Raw genomic sequence first — 15500 nt, forward strand, 5'->3', positions numbered from 1 at the left:
CTAGTTTTAATCAATCAACCGAACGGCTCCCTTATCGGCCGAGCTCACCATGCTGGCGTATGCTCTCAGGCTCTTTGAGACGTTGCGCTGACGGGTGACGGGTGTCATAGGCCGTGCAGCCAGTTCTTCGTCGGTCAGTTTCACGTTGATTGTTCTCTCGGGTATGTTTATTTCTATGATGTCACCGTCTTTAATTTTTCCGATATTACCTCCGGCAGCAGCCTCGGGTGAAACGTGTCCAATGCTTAACCCCGAAGTACCTCCGCTGAATCGGCCATCGGTTATCAAGGCACACTCTTTACCTAAGTGACGTGATTTGATGTAGGATGTAGGGTAGAGCATTTCTTGCATTCCGGGACCGCCTTTAGGGCCTTCGTGGGTAATGACGACGACATCGCCACTGACGACTTTGCCTTTCAGGATGCCTTCGCAAGCAGCGTCTTGAGAATCGAACACTTTAGCAGGACCGGTAAACTTCCAGATGCTTTCATCCACACCGGCTGTTTTAACAACACAACCGTCTTGCGCAATGTTTCCTTTCAAAACAGCTAGTCCGCCGTCTTTAGAATAAGCGTGTTCCATGTCACGGATACAGCCCGAAGCACGGTCGGCATCCAACTCTTTGTAATAGCATTCCTGCGATCCCATGACCAAGTTAAACTTGCCGGCAGGTGCGCTCTTGTACTTTTTCAAAGCTTCATCGCACACGTGGGGACTGGTAATACTATATTTATCAATGGCTTGAGCAAGAGTCATACCGTCAACACGATGTACGTTGGTTTCAACCAATCCGGCGTTAGCCAGTTCGTGCATAATGGCCATAATTCCACCTGCCCTGTTTACATCCTGAATATGATATTTTTGTGTATTGGGAGCAACCTTACACAAGCAAGGGCTTTTGCGCGAAAGCATGTCGATGTCATCCATCATAAAGTCAACTTCCGCTTCGTGAGCAATTGCCAATAAGTGCAACACGGTATTGGTTGATCCACCCATGGCGATATCAAGTGTCATGGCGTTGAGGAAGGCCGCACGTGTAGCAATGCTGCGGGGTAATACGGTTTCGTCTCCTTCACCGTAATATTTATAGGTATTTTCTACAATCAATTGGGCTGCATCTTGAAATAAAGCAGCACGGTTGGCATGCGTTGCCACGATGGTTCCGTTACCGGGCAAAGCCAATCCGATGGCTTCGTTCAAACAGTTCATGGAGTTAGCCGTAAACATGCCCGAACAGCTTCCGCAAGTAGGACAAGCACTACGTTCTATCTTCTCCACTTCTTCATCGCTCACGCTGGAATCGGCTGATTTAATCATCGCATCAATCAAATCAAGATGCTGACCGTTCAACTCTCCGGCCTCCATCGGACCGCCCGATACAAAAACGGTGGGAATATTCAGCCTCATCGCTGCCATCAACATACCCGGAGTTATTTTGTCGCAGTTGCTAATGCAAACCATCGCATCGGCTTTGTGCGCATTCACCATATACTCTACACTATCGGCAATTATATCTCGTGAAGGAAGCGAATAAAGCATCCCGTCATGTCCCATAGCAATACCATCATCAATGGCAATGGTGTTAAATTCGGCAGCAAAACAGCCCAGTTTCTCAATTTCAGCTTTCACCTTTTGGCCTATTTCGTGCAGATGCACATGCCCCGGCACAAACTGGGTAAATGAATTCACTATAGCAATAATTGGTTTACCCAATTGTTCTTTCTTCATACCATTGGCCGCCCACAATGCACGAGCTCCTGCCATACGGCGTCCTTGTGTACTAAACGAACTGCGTAACTGCTTTTTCATAATTCAAATCATTTTATAATTAAAGAGCCTCTCTCACACAGTGAGAAAGGCTCCAAATTAATATCTATACTATACTGACATACATATATAACCTTCCTCACGCTCTTGATGGGACCACCACGACGCTAATAATATCCAGCAGAGACAGGTTAATAGATGTACTTGTAATCATATTCTTCTTATTTCTTAAATCATGCTGCAAAGGTAGCGGCTTTTTTATAAACTCCAAACAAATCGAATAAAAAAAACGTTTATTAATTCATAATCGTAAGAAAAAGAGGTCTCAAAACCTTATTCTATTACAATTAGTTTCAGAAGAAACCTTTTAGGAGGGTATTATAAAAGAAGTTTCAGAACCACGGAAGTGCTTAATAATCTGAAATTTACGCGTCAAGATACCAGAATCGAACTAAATAATTAGTATATTTGCAAACTCTGTTATGGAGGTATTATTAACCAGCTATTAAAATTTGAAAATGGAAACATTAGGAAACAAGTATATCACTGTAGCGTATGATTTGTACACTACAGAAGATGGAGAAAGAGACTTGGTAGAACAGGCAACTGCAGAGCGTCCATTCCAGTTTATCTCTGGACTCGGAACAACTTTGGATTCTTTCGAGAGCCAAGTTGCAGGACTTGCCACAGGAGATAAGTTTGAATTTACATTAACTGCCGAAGAGGCATACGGCGAATACGTTGACGAACATGTTATTGAATTGCCTAAGCATGTCTTTGAAATAGACGGCAAATTTGATTCGGAAAGAATCTTTGCCGGCAACCCTATTCCTTTAATGGACTCAGAAGGTAACCGTCTAAACGGTACTGTAGTTGAAGTAAAAGACGAAGTTGTTATTGTCGACATGAATCATCCGTTAGCCGGTGCCGATTTGACTTTTATCGGTCAGGTAATCGAGAGCCGTTTAGCAACTAACGAAGAACTGCAAGGCATGGTAAACATGATGAGTGGTGAAGGTGGCTGCGGATGCGGTGGCAATTGCGGATGCGGTAGTGGCGATGAAGAAGGTGGCTGTGGCTGCGGAAGCAAAGAAGAAGGCGAAAGCTGCGGATGCGGCGGTGGCGGTTGTGGCTGTCACTAATCGGATAAGCTATACTTATTATAATAAAAGCCGTGAAAGTAGTTTCGCGGCTTTTATTTATATATATAGGTGTTTATCAAATAGCCGAACGCTACTCTTTGTGCGTCATAATATCAAGAACTAGTTTATCAGTTTCGTTCATTCCCTGTGAGCCAATAAGAGTAAGGTTCCGAATGCTGCGATCAACATCCTGATCAATAATACCCTCTACAGAAGTAACGCATCGATTCTCCATGGCCATCATAGCCGACAAAACAGCAGTTGATACGCCACTCGCTACTTTCAATGCGCAACTGGGCTTGGCCCCGTCACAAATCATTCCCGTCAGGTTGGCTATCATGTTCTGGACTGCAGAGGCAACTTGCGGAAAGCCTCCTCCCATGAGCCAGGTTATACCGCAACTGGAACCGGTCGCTGCCACCACGCAACCACACAAAGCCGATAACCGACCTAAACTTTGCTTAATGTAGATAACCGTAAGATGGCTCATCATCAGTGCACGTATCAGTTCTTCTTCTGTTTTTTCGTTTTCCTCGGCATAAATCACAACCGGCAGCGTAGCCGAAATACCCTGATTACCACTGCCGGAGTTACTCATAACAGGAATCATGGCTCCTGCCATACGAGCATCACATGCACCGGATGTATACGAAAGAATACGCGAAAGCGTACCGTTTCCCATCATTCGTTTCTCGGAATCACCTTTCAGCATTCTGCCTAAAGAATGACCGTAGTTTCCTTTAAAGGAACTCTCGGCAGCTGCTTTATTTAACTTTGCCGTATCTAAAATAAAGGCTATTTCAGCGAGTGGGGCCGTTAATGCAAAATCATACACCTTGTGTAAGGTCAGATTCAATGTTTTTTCTTGGGCGGAAGCATCTGCCACAACATCTTCTTTCAAGAGCACATCGGCATCTTTGGAAACAAATACAAAACGGGTGTGTTCACCCGATATAATTGCGCCTGAGTGTGATGAACCAGCCTCACACACAACCTCAACATATAACTTCTCCGTGCAATCGTCTTTCAAAGCAATGGATATACGCTTTTCGTTTAAGTAAGCTTTTCCTTCTTCCACTGCTTGAGGAGTGCTGTCTTTAAGAACTTCCAGCTGATAGCTTGATTTACCAATCAAGGCTCCTAGAGCAACTGCAATAGGCAAACCGATCATGCCTGTTCCGGGGATACCTACTCCCATTGCATTTTTAAGTATGTTGGCACTTAAAAACACATTAATCTTTTCGGGGCGACACCCCAATACCTCAGTTGCCTTCGCCACACACAAAGCAACGGCAATGGGCTCTGTACATCCAATAGCAGGAATAACCTCCTGTTTCACCAGGTTTATAATTTGTTGTCTCTCTTCTTGTGTCATAGGGAATATTACTATACGGTGCAAAAGTAGGCAATAATAAAGAGGGTGCAAAATAAAGGCATAGAAATACGGTCCGAATCTTTCTCTCAAAGACTCGAACCGTAGAAATCAATTAACCTTAATGAAAAAATATTATGAAAAACTAATTCGAAATATTATTTATGAGTGATTTTAAAAGTTACCTGACCTTTTAATGGATTCTCTGTTAAGAGCCATTTATCTTGCTGCTGTTTTATCTTCAAGTGATGCAAACGATTATCCGATGGGAAACAAACACTTCCCTCAGCAACAGAACTATCGGCAGTAAAAAGGCGAAGTTCAATGTTACTCCAATCCATTTTATCTGTACTCTGCGCCAAAGCGATGTGCGGCAAAGCTACACCATCACGTACTAAAATAACCGCAGGAATTTGTCCGGCTTCAATTTCATTCCAACCCGGTTGGTATACTTTGCCCGACTGGTAATCAATCCATTTACCACCGGGTAGGTAAACATTTCGTTTGTTTCCTGCTTCCATCAAAGGAGCCACCAACAAATCGCTGCCAAACAGATATTGATCTTCGATAGTCCACACAGCAGGATCGGTCGGATATTCAATGCAAAGAGCACGCAACATAGGCAATCCTTTCTCCGTACATTCTTTGGCTTGTGCATAAATGTAAGGCATCAAACGGTATTTCATCTCGGCGCTCTCACGGAAAGCACGAACAAAAGAATCGTTATATAACCACGGTTCTTTAGGAGGTGCACCGTGCGCACGACTATGTGAGGTTAAGAATCCGAATGGCAGCCAACGTCGATAAAGTTCCTCAGGGGCCTTCTGTACAAAACCACCAATATCATGACTCCAAAAACTAAAACCGCTTAAACCAAGAGAAAGTCCGCCCCGAATTGTACCTAGCATACCAATATCCGTATTAGCAGCATCTCCTCCCCAATGAAGCGGATAACGTTGAGAACCCGCCCATGCACTTCGTGCCCAAATAATGTTTTCACCTTTTACTTGCTTGGTTATCTCGGCTACCGCTTTATTGTATCGCAGCGGATATAAGTTATGTTCGTACAACCCTCCTTTGCCCGATGCATAAAAACCGTTAAGCGGTGCTGCTTCGCCAAAATCAACCTTTATGGCACCAACACCCATTGAAAGCAACCCTGATAACTTTTCCTGGTACCAACTAACGGTCTGTGGATTTGAAAAGTCGAGTACGGCATCTTCATAAGGCAACGTACCTGCAGCATTCTTCACTTGTAATCCTTTCTCTATTATTTCATTGAAATAGCGATTTTTAGGAGTGAAATAAGGAAGCTGCCACAACGAAATATGAAAGCCATCGGACAGTAAGTCTTTTATCATCTTCCGGGGGTTTGAAAAACGACTGGGTGCAAAGACATAATCACATTGCCAGTCCGTTTCAAACCAACCGGTATCAAAATGAATGACGTCGGCAGGTATCTTATATTTCCTTAGGTTCCGCGCCACATCGTACCCTTCGGCTTCACTGAAATAGGTAATGCGACTCATCCAAGTACCAAAGCTCCACAACGGAGGCATGGGTGATTTACCAGTCAGGCAGGTATATTCATTAAGAACCTCTTTGGGTTCTCCGAAGAAAACAAATAAGTCGAGCGCTTCATCAGCCATAAACAGTTTATTGATACCGATGTAAGTAGATCCAAAATCGCAAGTTACGGGTGCCGAAGTGTGCATGAACATACCATAACCCCGATTACTCATAAAGAAAGGTATTGGTTTATACATTTGATCCGTTTCCGGGCCTTGCGGATCAGTCACAAACAAATTCACTTTCTGCCCCACTTTATTAATGGAAGTAAAGGACTCTCCACAACCCACAATCTTTTCACCCGGCGACAAAGTAAATACAGGATTGATGCTGCGTGAATTATCAACCCCTCTTTTAATAAAGTTGAACGGCAGGCTTTTCACTTGGGTAGAATCATTGTCGCACCACCGCCAAGTGTCTGTCAGTCGGCGACCGGCAGCATCGTAGAAACTAACTCTCCAAGGGTTCTCCTCAATAACGATGCTACCAAAAGCACTTTTATATTGGTGTGCACCCTTTAACGCCGTATATTTCCAGCTAGTATCCTTACTAGGGGCTCCTGCCAGCATAAGAGAAGGCGCATCTGCGGGTGCAGCAGATGATGTCACCATGCGAATACGCAATGTACGCGGTGTAACAAAATCAACAGAAAAATTCAGTCGGGGATTGTTATCATAAGCAGCTTCAGGAAAATCAAGCATCTTTAAAGTTTGCGGCAACACAGTATTCACATTAAAAGCTTGCCGGGTATATAATGAATGACGTTTCCACTCAATGGTTCCCTGAGCTTTTTCAGTATCAAAAGCCGATAGCTTGTCGGCAAAGAAAAACAGATTGGTAAAATCGGCAAAGTCGGCACTCATATCTTTGGCCTGACTTAGCAAATAGGGTGTTCCTCCATTAGCAGATAACTGAGCAAAGAGTGGTAATGAGAGCGAGAAGATAAAAATCAAGACAGTTATTATTTTCCTATTCATATTTATTGCATTTAAGGTTATTAACAAGAATGCGTAAAAGTAGAATAAATAAACGGCTCGGATAGTAGTCCTTTGTTTTATTATGGGGAATGAAATGTTGCATTGAGAAAAGTTTGTTATATTTGCAAGATAACGTAACATTAAAACCACAACTATATGTTTAATTCATTCGGCAATATTCTCAGACTCACAAGTTTCGGCGAGTCGCACGGTAAAGGTGTAGGTGGAGTCATTGACGGCTTCCCGGCCGGTGTGGAAATCGACATGGAATTTATTCAGCAAGAACTAAATCGCCGCCGTCCCGGACAATCGGCCATTACCACCGCCCGTAAAGAGCCCGATGAAGTAGAGCTTCTTTCGGGGGTATTTGAGGGAAAAACGACCGGATGTCCCATCGGGTTTATCGTTTGGAACCAAAACCAACACTCTAACGACTATAACAACCTCAAAGATATTTATCGCCCATCGCATGCCGACTATACGTATGCAGTTAAATACGGAGTTCGCGATCACCGCGGAGGAGGTCGTTCCTCGGCACGCGAAACAACTTCGCGGGTAGTAGCAGGTGCTTTAGCCAAGCTGGCGCTGAAACAATTAGGAATCAAGATTACCGCCTATACAGCCCAAGTTGGTGAAATCAAACTTGAGAAAGATTATACGGCATACGATTTAAGTACAATAGAAGAAAATCCTGTTAGATGCCCGGATCAGGAAAAGGCAAAAGAGATGCAGGAACTTATTTACCAAACAAAAGGTGAAGGTGACACCATTGGAGGTATAGTTACGTGTGTAATCAAAGGTTGCCCGGTTGGGTTGGGACAACCTGTATATAACAAATTGCATGCAGCACTAGCTAACGCCATGATGAGCATCAACGCAGCCAAAGCCTTTGAATATGGAATAGGCTACAAAGGCATACACCAAAAAGGCTCTCAACAAAATGATATCTTCTTCAACGACAACGGTACCATAAATACCCATACCAACAATTCAGGAGGTATACAAGGCGGTATCAGCAATGGTCAGGACATCTACTTTAACGTATTGTTCAAACCCGTTGCCACCGTATTAATGGAACAACCTACTGTGAATGCCGACGGTACGGATACCACTATCAAAGCACGCGGCCGTCACGACCCTTGTGTGTTGCCACGTGCAGTGCCCATCGTTGAAGCCATGTCTGCTCTGACCATACTAGATTATTATCTGCTCGATAAGGCTACCAGATTATAATCAGAGTCATAAATAAAGAAACAATCATGAACAGAATTCAAGAATACATCAAAAAGAATGAAGAAGGCATGATGAACGATTTGTTCAGCCTAATCCGCATTCCCAGTATTAGTGCTCTTCCCGAGCACAAAGACGATATGACGGCTTGTGCACAAAGGTGGAAACAGCTTTTGCTCGAAGCCGGTGCCGACGAGGCAATAGTGATGCCTTCAGCCGGCAATCCTATTGTTTATGCACAAAAGCTGGTAAACCCGCAGGCCAAAACCGTATTAGTATATGCACACTACGATGTGATGCCCGCCGAACCATTAGAATTATGGAAAAGCCAACCTTTCGAACCGGAAATCAGAGACGGATACATCTGGGCAAGAGGAGCCGATGATGACAAAGGACAGTCATTCATTCAGGTTAAGGCATTTGAATATTTGGTAAAAAACAACCTGCTAAAGAATAACGTCAAATTTATCTTCGAAGGAGAGGAAGAGATTGGATCACCTAGTTTAGAAGCCTTTTGCGAAGAACATAAGGAAATGCTCAGAGCCGACATCATTTTGGTAAGTGACACCAGTATGCTCGGAGCTGATCTACCCTCACTGACTACCGGCCTGCGAGGCCTTGCCTATTGGGAAATTGAAGTGACCGGACCTAACCGTGATCTTCATTCAGGTCACTTTGGAGGTGCCGTGGCCAACCCTATCAACACTCTCTGCGCCATGATCAGCCGTATTGTTGATCACGACGGACGCATTACCATCCCCGGCTTTTACGATGATGTGGAAGAAGTACCGCAAGCAGAAAGAGAGATGATTGCGCAAATTCCGTTTGACGAAGAGAAATACAAAGCCTCTATCGGCGTCAAAGAATTGTTTGGTGAAAAAGGGTATTCCACATTGGAGCGCAACAGTTGCCGTCCGTCTTTTGACGTTTGTGGCATTTGGGGTGGTTATACCGGTGAAGGCTCCAAAACGGTATTACCTTCCAAAGCTTATGCAAAAGTTTCTTGTCGATTAGTTCCGCATCAAGACCATCACAAAATATCCAAGCTGTTTGCCGAATATATTACCAGTATAGCTCCCCAAAGTGTACAAGTAAAGGTCACACCTATGCATGGCGGTCAAGGATATGTATGCCCCATCACACTCCCAGCCTATCAAGCAGCTCAAAAAGGATTCGAGATAGCGTTCGGCAAAAAGCCATTGGCCGTTCGCCGAGGAGGAAGTATTCCTATCATCTCTACTTTTGAACAGGTATTGGGAATTAAAACCATTCTAATGGGATTCGGTCTGGAGTCTAACGCCATTCATTCTCCCAACGAAAACTGCTCACTAGATATTTTCAGAAAAGGCATAGAAGCCGTAGCCGAATTTCACTTGGCGTATCAGGAATAATATATTATTTTGAAAATGGAAAGCTTAACAATTCAAGCAATAGGCCTCATGTCCGGCACATCACTAGATGGGCTGGACATTTGTTGCACCACCTTTCAAAAAAGCAACGACCAGTGGGCATTTAAAATAGATTGTTCCAAAGCGTATTCTTATTCGGATGAGCTCAAAGAAAAGCTCGGAAACAAAGCGCAACAAATGTCAGCTATTGAATTTGTGACCTTTCATAGTGAATATGGAAAGTTCCTAGGCAAGAGAGTGAATGATTTCATGAAAGAGTTTCACGTAAAGCCCGATATTATTGCCTCACACGGACACACCATTTTTCATAAGCCGGAAAAACAAATCATGTTTCAGATTGGAGATGGAGCTGCAATTGCTGCGGAAACTCACATACCCACAGTCTCTGACTTTAGAAGATTAGACATCATGCTTGGCGGACAAGGAGCACCGCTCGTTCCTATAGGCGACCGTCTTTTGTTTGGGGCTTATGATTATTGTTTGAACCTGGGAGGTTTCTCAAACATTTCGTTCGAGAGCCAAGGGAAGCGTATCGCATTTGACATCAGCCCGGTAAATTATGTTATAAACCATTATTGCCGGCAAATTGGTCTGGAATTTGATAAAGACGGGGAAATTGCTCGTTCGGGTAATATCTACCAACCTCTTTTAGACGAGCTTAACTCTATCAAGTTTTATCAGCAACCGGGACCTAAATCACTGGGAAGAGAATGGGTGGAAACATTTATTTATCCCATATTAGTAAAGTACAATCTACCACTCAAAGATACACTTCGTACTTTTTATGAGCATGCAGCTTATCAAATTTCCCGTATTGCTAAAGGCGGAAATTTGCTGATTACCGGAGGAGGAGCATTCAACTTATTCCTTGTAGAACGAATAGAAGAGTTAACTGCCTGCCGCATTGTAATTCCCGACAGGCAGATTATAGAATACAAAGAAGCTCTTATTTTTGCTTTTTTAGGAGCACTATATTGGAACAATGAGCCCAATTGCCTTGCTTCCGTTACCGGTGCCCCTTTTGATAATATTGGAGGAATGTTATTTAAAATGAACCATTCACGTTAAAACGCGTCTTCATTCATCGTATAATGGCCTCAGTCAACTCCTCCACGGAGAAACCGGCAAAGAATTCAGCTGTATTAATGCTTTCAAGAGCACTGTGCACGTCCTCAACCGTATACCTCACTCCCTTTAAAGCATTCTCTACTGGCGAGAGATCACCGTTATTGCCAAAGAACGTTCCGTAAAATTTAATATTTTCAATCACCGAATTCTTTACCGTAGCAAAGACCTGAATTTTACCGGCAGTAAAACGAGTGGTGAGTGTAATATTAAACTGAGGCGAATGACCGTAATTCCATTCCCAAGAAGAAAATTTATCCTGACTGACCCGTTCTATTTCAGCCAATTCCTCATCACTGAATACATACTCCTGCATATCCGGGAATTTACGCTTCATGTGTTGTAAAATAGTCTCCGAGAATTCCTCAACCGTAATTTTCCGGGGCAAGTGAGGCAATATATTTGTTACCGCACTACGAACTGATTTGACACTCTTCGAGTCAATCAGATCCTTAGGAACCTCCAGCGCCTTAGATAAAACACCCAAATTCGTATCAAACAAAATGCAACCATGATGCATGATGCGCCCATTAATATAGGCTTGAGCATTACCACAAATTTTTTGTCCCCCAATCACCAAATCATTTCTTCCGGTGAAGCTAGCCTCAACGCCCAACTCTTTCAACGTTTCAATAACCGGTTCCGAGAAAGATTTAAAGTCAAATTGACTTCCTTTTTCCTCATTAGATATGATGGTATAATTGAGGTTGTTGTGATCATGATAAACAGCCCCGCCGCCCGAAATTCGTCTCACCACATTGATGTGATTCTCACGCACATATTCTGCGTTAATCTCTTCCAGTGTATTCTGATGTTTGCCAACTACAATAGTTGGTTCGTTGATCCACAACATGAACACCTTTTCGTGATTCAGCAACTTTTTGAAACAATACTCCTCAAGTGCAATGTTATACTGAGGCTTATTTGATTTACTGATAATATAGATCATACTGCATTATTTATAAAAAAGAAAATCAACTTACTGCATCCAAAGATAAGCAGAAATTGATTTTCTTTATCATGTATAGTAAAATTCCGGTTAAGATTTCTTTTTCGGGATATGTATAGACTCACCCAACACATCGGCAAAAGCCTCATATAAAGCTTCTGAATACGTAGGGTGTCCATAAATCACCTTCACAACCTCATCGACTGTTATCTCCAACTCCATCAATGCAGCAGCTTGATTGATCATTTCAGCAGCTGTAGGTCCAACGATATGAACCCCCAGAATCTCACCGTATTTGGCATCGGCAATTACTTTTACAAAGCCCAGATTATCACCGGAAGCCATGGCACGTCCGTTGGCTGCAAAATCAAAACGTCCAACCCTGATGTCATACTTCTCACGAGCTTGTTCTTCGGTCAATCCAACCATGGCAACCTCAGGTATGGTGTACACTACCGAAGGAGCAGAAGCCAGTTTCACTTCACGATGATTACCTTTCACTGCGTTTTCGGCAGCCACCTCACCCATACGGAAAGCAACATGTGCCAACATCTTAATACCGTTCACGTCACCCGGCGCATAAATACCTTTTACGCTAGTTTCCATAAACGAATCAACCTTAATCTTTCCACGCTCGGTCTCGAACTCAATTTCGCCTACCCCCTCTAAATCAGGAACGCGCCCGATAGAAAGAAGAGCTTTATCAGATTCAATCACCTCACCGTTAGCCAATTTTACCTGAAGCTTATTTTTTGCTTCTTCAATACCAACAATAGAAACGGAGTTCAGAATCTTAATACCTTTCTTTTTCAACGTATCCGCCAGTACTTTAGACGCTTCGGAATCAATTGCCGGAACTATTCGGTCCATCATTTCGACAATGGTCACTTTACTACCAATGGCATGCATGGCCAAAGCCATCTCCACACCAATCACACCACCACCAATTACAGTCAGTGTTTCAGGTACTTCCTTCAATGAAAGAAGTTCATCACTTGACAGAATACGAGGATTGTCAATGCCGGGAATATTGATTCGAGAAACCTTAGAACCACCTGCTAATATGATTTTATCAGCCTTAATAATTCGGTTACCGTCAACCACCACATCTTTGTTCTTATTAATTTTGGCCACCCCACGGAAAACATCCACACCATTACTTTTCAGCAACGCTTCAACGCCCATGGTAAGCCTCTTCACCACACCGTCTTTGAATTTCACCACCTGATTCATATCGATGGAGTATTTTGTGCTGGCAAAATTAATACCGCGGGCTGCTCCCATCTCGATAGCCTCAATAATTTCAGCGTTCTTCAAATACGTTTTGGTAGGTATACAACCCACATTTAAACAAGTACCTCCGTACCATCTCTTTTCAATGATAGCCACCTTGGCTCCCAACTGCGCAGCACGAATGGCAGCAAAATATCCGGCAGGGCCACCTCCGATCACAGCCACGTGATACTCGTCATCGGCCACCGAGGCCAAAGGTTCTTGTTCAGCCACCGGTTTGGGAGCAGGAACCTCTTCGTCAGATAAAGTCTCCAATGACTCACCCGGCTGTCCGATATAAGCAATCACTTCGGTTACAGGAACCATATCGCCCGCATGGCGGAGTATTTTCAACAAAACTCCAGAAGCCTCAGCTTCAATCTCCATACTCGTTTTGTCGGTCATAATCTCAAGAATAATCTCCCCTTCCGTGACCGTATCACCTTCTTGTTTCAGCCATTTTACGATTTGCCCTTCGGTCATATCAATTCCCGCTTTAGGCATAATTACTTCAAAAGCCATATCTTTTTATTTTTATATTATCATGAACTAGTTACCCATCAAATCAATAACGAGAACGGATTTTCAATCAAAGCCTTTAAATCCGTCATAAATTTAGCCGCCACCAAACCGTCAATCAGTCGGTGATCACTTGTCAGACTCATGTTCATCATCGGACGAATAACGATTTCATTATTGATAACGACCGGTTTTTTCACAGTTGCCGCTACACTAAGAATCGCCGCATTGGGTTGATTGATAATAGCAGAAAAATGACTCACACCATACATACCTAAATTACTGATTGTAAATGTACTTCCCATTTGTTCGTCGGGTAACAATTTTTTAGAGACAGTACGTGCAGTCAAATCTTTGATAGCGACCACCAATTCGCTGAGTGACATTTTTTCAGCATGTTTTACAACGGGAACAATCAATCCTTCTTCCAAGCCAACAGCAACAGCCAAGTTCACGTAATTGTGAAAAATAATTTGATTGCCGTCTTCCGAGAGACTTGAATTGATATACTTATGTTTCAACAGCATACGTACCAGTGCCAATGAAAGCAAATCAGTGACTGTGATTTTCTTTCCCGTCTTCTCCATAATGGGTTCAATCAGTTTGGCACGTAAAGCATTCATCTCCGTCATGTCCACCTCCCAAGTCTGCATGAAAGTAGGCGCACCAAAATAACTCTCAGACATACGCCGCGCTATCACCTTTCTCATCATACTCATCGGAACCATTTCCGTTTCATCAGTTGAGTTACTTACAGCAGCAACTTGCTGAGAAGCTTGTGCATTAGTAGCAGCTTTCGCAGCAACAGCGACTTTTATCCCGGCAGGAGGTGTTCCATACAACTCATCACGGGTAAAGAAGGCTTTCACCTGCGGATCAGACACCAACGCAAGCACATCATCCTTCATGATTTTACCATTGTGCCCAGACCCGCTAATGCCATTTAAATCAATATGTTGTTCTTCTGCAACGCGACGAGCTAAAGGAGAAACATGTATTTTTTTCACATAATTAAATCCCGCTACATCGTTTTTATGTATACGCCCTTTTGGCCCTGTACCTTCTACGTTTAGGAGACTGACTCCCAAACGCTTGGCCAAAGCACGTGCCGCAGGGGTTGCTCTAAATTTTAGTTCTTCCATCTTCCCCCTCCTTTACCTATTGTTCACTAATTTGAGGATATATTTCTTTATACGCTCAACACTCGGAATCATAGCCGTTTCAAGAGCCTGATTATATGGGACCGGAATATCTTCTGCAGCCAAACGTAAAATAGGGCCATCCAGATAATCAAAAGCTTCACTTTCTGAAATAATAGCAGACACCTCACCGATAAACCCGTTGGTTTTATGCGCATCATTCACCAATAAAACGCGTCCGGTTTTCTTCACTGACTCCAAAATAGCTTCTTTATCAAGAGGAATCAGTGTACGCAAGTCAACAACCTCAACACTTATTCCTTCAGTATCACGAACCTGATCGGCCGCTTGTAACACCCGGTCGAGCATACGTCCGTAAGTAATCACCGTCACATCCTTTCCTTCCCTTTTCAGATCAGCCTTTCCTAAAGGAAGCACAAAATCGGGATCAAGAGGAACCTCACCTTTCATGTTGTATTGGGCTTTGTATTCAATAAAAATAACCGGATTGTTGTCACGAATAGAAGCTTTCAGAAGCCCTTTAACATCAGCAGGAGTACCCGGAGCAACGACCTTTAATCCGGGAATGTGGCAAAACCACGACTCAAGCGACTGCGAATGTTGCGCCGCAGACCCTACACCAGAGCCAGCTGCACAGCGAAACACAACAGGTACCTGCCCTTTTCCTCCAAACATATAACGCGTTTTAGCCGCCTGATTAACAATGTTATCCATCATGTAAACTACAAAATCCATGAAAGTAACATCAACAATGGGACGCATACCGGTCATCGCTGCACCGATAGCACAACCCGAGATGGCATTTTCTGAAATAGGTGTGTCACGTATACGTTCCGCACCGAACTCTTCAAGCATCCCTACCGAAGTACCGAAATCTCCACCGAAAATACCGACGTCCTCACCCATGAGAAATACGTTTTCATCGCTACGCATTTCTTCAGACATAGCCATAATAATGGCATCTCTGACAGACATTAATTTGGTTTCGTTATTCATTTATATCGTATTC

11 protein-coding genes are annotated in these 15500 nt (G+C 43.4%); 4 read left to right on the forward strand and 7 right to left on the reverse strand.

Translation table 11 applies throughout. The annotated features are described in order from the left end of the window. Positions 1-6 precede the first annotated feature (6 nt). The gene (gene ilvD, locus C511_RS0106525) at positions 7-1809 is read right to left on the reverse strand and encodes a dihydroxy-acid dehydratase (protein ID WP_024997475.1); all 1803 of its coding nucleotides are present in this window, start codon (positions 1807-1809) and stop codon (positions 7-9) included. Between the two features lie 476 nt (positions 1810-2285). Between ilvD and C511_RS0106530 the strand changes: the two genes are divergently transcribed. After that, on the forward strand, positions 2286-2909 hold the full coding sequence (locus tag C511_RS0106530; protein WP_024997476.1) for an FKBP-type peptidyl-prolyl cis-trans isomerase: 624 nt from the start codon (positions 2286-2288) through the stop codon (positions 2907-2909). Positions 2910-3000: 91 nt separating this feature from the next. On the opposite strand, the gene C511_RS0106535 is transcribed toward C511_RS0106530, so the two are convergent. Both C511_RS0106535 and C511_RS0106540 read right to left on the reverse strand, forming a co-directional pair. Next, positions 3001-4284 carry an L-cysteine desulfidase family protein gene (locus C511_RS0106535; protein ID WP_027317959.1) on the reverse strand — a complete coding sequence of 428 codons (1284 nt, stop codon included), beginning with the start codon at positions 4282-4284 and terminating at the stop codon, positions 3001-3003. Positions 4285-4439: 155 nt separating this feature from the next. Next, positions 4440-6827: a glycoside hydrolase family 31 protein gene (locus C511_RS0106540; RefSeq protein ID WP_024997477.1), complete on the reverse strand. Its 2388-nt coding sequence runs from the start codon at positions 6825-6827 to the stop codon at positions 4440-4442. 156 nt (positions 6828-6983) lie between these two features. Between C511_RS0106540 and aroC the strand changes: the two genes are divergently transcribed. The 3 genes from aroC to C511_RS0106555 are packed head-to-tail and all read left to right on the forward strand — an operon-like array spanning position 6984 to position 10534. After that, positions 6984-8060, forward strand: a complete 1077-nt coding sequence (gene aroC, locus C511_RS0106545) for a chorismate synthase (RefSeq protein WP_024997478.1) — start codon at positions 6984-6986, stop codon at positions 8058-8060. 26 nt (positions 8061-8086) lie between these two features. Beyond that, on the forward strand, positions 8087-9448 hold the full coding sequence (locus tag C511_RS0106550; protein WP_024997479.1) for a dipeptidase: 1362 nt from the start codon (positions 8087-8089) through the stop codon (positions 9446-9448). A gap of 15 nt (positions 9449-9463) precedes the next feature. Continuing rightward, positions 9464-10534 (forward strand): anhydro-N-acetylmuramic acid kinase, encoded by a 1071-nt coding sequence (locus tag C511_RS0106555; RefSeq protein WP_024997480.1) that lies wholly within the window; start codon positions 9464-9466, stop codon positions 10532-10534. Positions 10535-10547: 13 nt separating this feature from the next. Here the strand turns inward: C511_RS0106555 and C511_RS0106560 are convergent, their stop codons facing one another. The 4 genes from C511_RS0106560 to C511_RS0106575 all read right to left on the reverse strand — a co-directional run bounded on the left by C511_RS0106560 (position 10548) and on the right by C511_RS0106575 (position 15487). Further along, complete coding sequence (locus tag C511_RS0106560; protein ID WP_024997481.1) at positions 10548-11540, reverse strand: lipoate--protein ligase; 993 nt, start codon at positions 11538-11540, stop codon at positions 10548-10550. Between the two features lie 90 nt (positions 11541-11630). Beyond that, a complete protein-coding gene (gene lpdA / locus C511_RS0106565; protein ID WP_024997482.1) occupies positions 11631-13334 on the reverse strand; it encodes a dihydrolipoyl dehydrogenase in 1704 nt (567 codons plus the stop codon). Between the two features lie 38 nt (positions 13335-13372). Next, complete coding sequence (locus C511_RS0106570) at positions 13373-14473, reverse strand: dihydrolipoamide acetyltransferase (RefSeq protein ID WP_024997483.1); 1101 nt, start codon at positions 14471-14473, stop codon at positions 13373-13375. Positions 14474-14485: 12 nt separating this feature from the next. Continuing rightward, complete coding sequence (locus C511_RS0106575; protein ID WP_024997484.1) at positions 14486-15487, reverse strand: alpha-ketoacid dehydrogenase subunit beta; 1002 nt, start codon at positions 15485-15487, stop codon at positions 14486-14488. Positions 15488-15500 lie beyond the last annotated feature (13 nt).

The organism is Bacteroides graminisolvens DSM 19988 = JCM 15093, assembly GCF_000428125.1.
In the GTDB taxonomy this organism is placed as follows: Bacteria; Bacteroidota; Bacteroidia; order Bacteroidales; family Bacteroidaceae; genus Bacteroides; species Bacteroides graminisolvens.

Coding starts and splice junctions, on each gene's coding strand:
- ilvD (WP_024997475.1), bottom strand. CDS start 1,809: ATGAAAAAGCAGTTACGCAGTTCGTTTAGTACACAAGGACGCCGTATG.
- C511_RS0106530 (WP_024997476.1), top strand. CDS start 2,286: ATGGAAACATTAGGAAACAAGTATATCACTGTAGCGTATGATTTGTAC.
- C511_RS0106535 (WP_027317959.1), bottom strand. CDS start 4,284: ATGACACAAGAAGAGAGACAACAAATTATAAACCTGGTGAAACAGGAG.
- C511_RS0106540 (WP_024997477.1), bottom strand. CDS start 6,827: ATGAATAGGAAAATAATAACTGTCTTGATTTTTATCTTCTCGCTCTCA.
- aroC (WP_024997478.1), top strand. CDS start 6,984: ATGTTTAATTCATTCGGCAATATTCTCAGACTCACAAGTTTCGGCGAG.
- C511_RS0106550 (WP_024997479.1), top strand. CDS start 8,087: ATGAACAGAATTCAAGAATACATCAAAAAGAATGAAGAAGGCATGATG.
- C511_RS0106555 (WP_024997480.1), top strand. CDS start 9,464: ATGGAAAGCTTAACAATTCAAGCAATAGGCCTCATGTCCGGCACATCA.
- C511_RS0106560 (WP_024997481.1), bottom strand. CDS start 11,540: ATGATCTATATTATCAGTAAATCAAATAAGCCTCAGTATAACATTGCA.
- lpdA (WP_024997482.1), bottom strand. CDS start 13,334: ATGGCTTTTGAAGTAATTATGCCTAAAGCGGGAATTGATATGACCGAA.
- C511_RS0106570 (WP_024997483.1), bottom strand. CDS start 14,473: ATGGAAGAACTAAAATTTAGAGCAACCCCTGCGGCACGTGCTTTGGCC.
- C511_RS0106575 (WP_024997484.1), bottom strand. CDS start 15,487: ATGAATAACGAAACCAAATTAATGTCTGTCAGAGATGCCATTATTATG.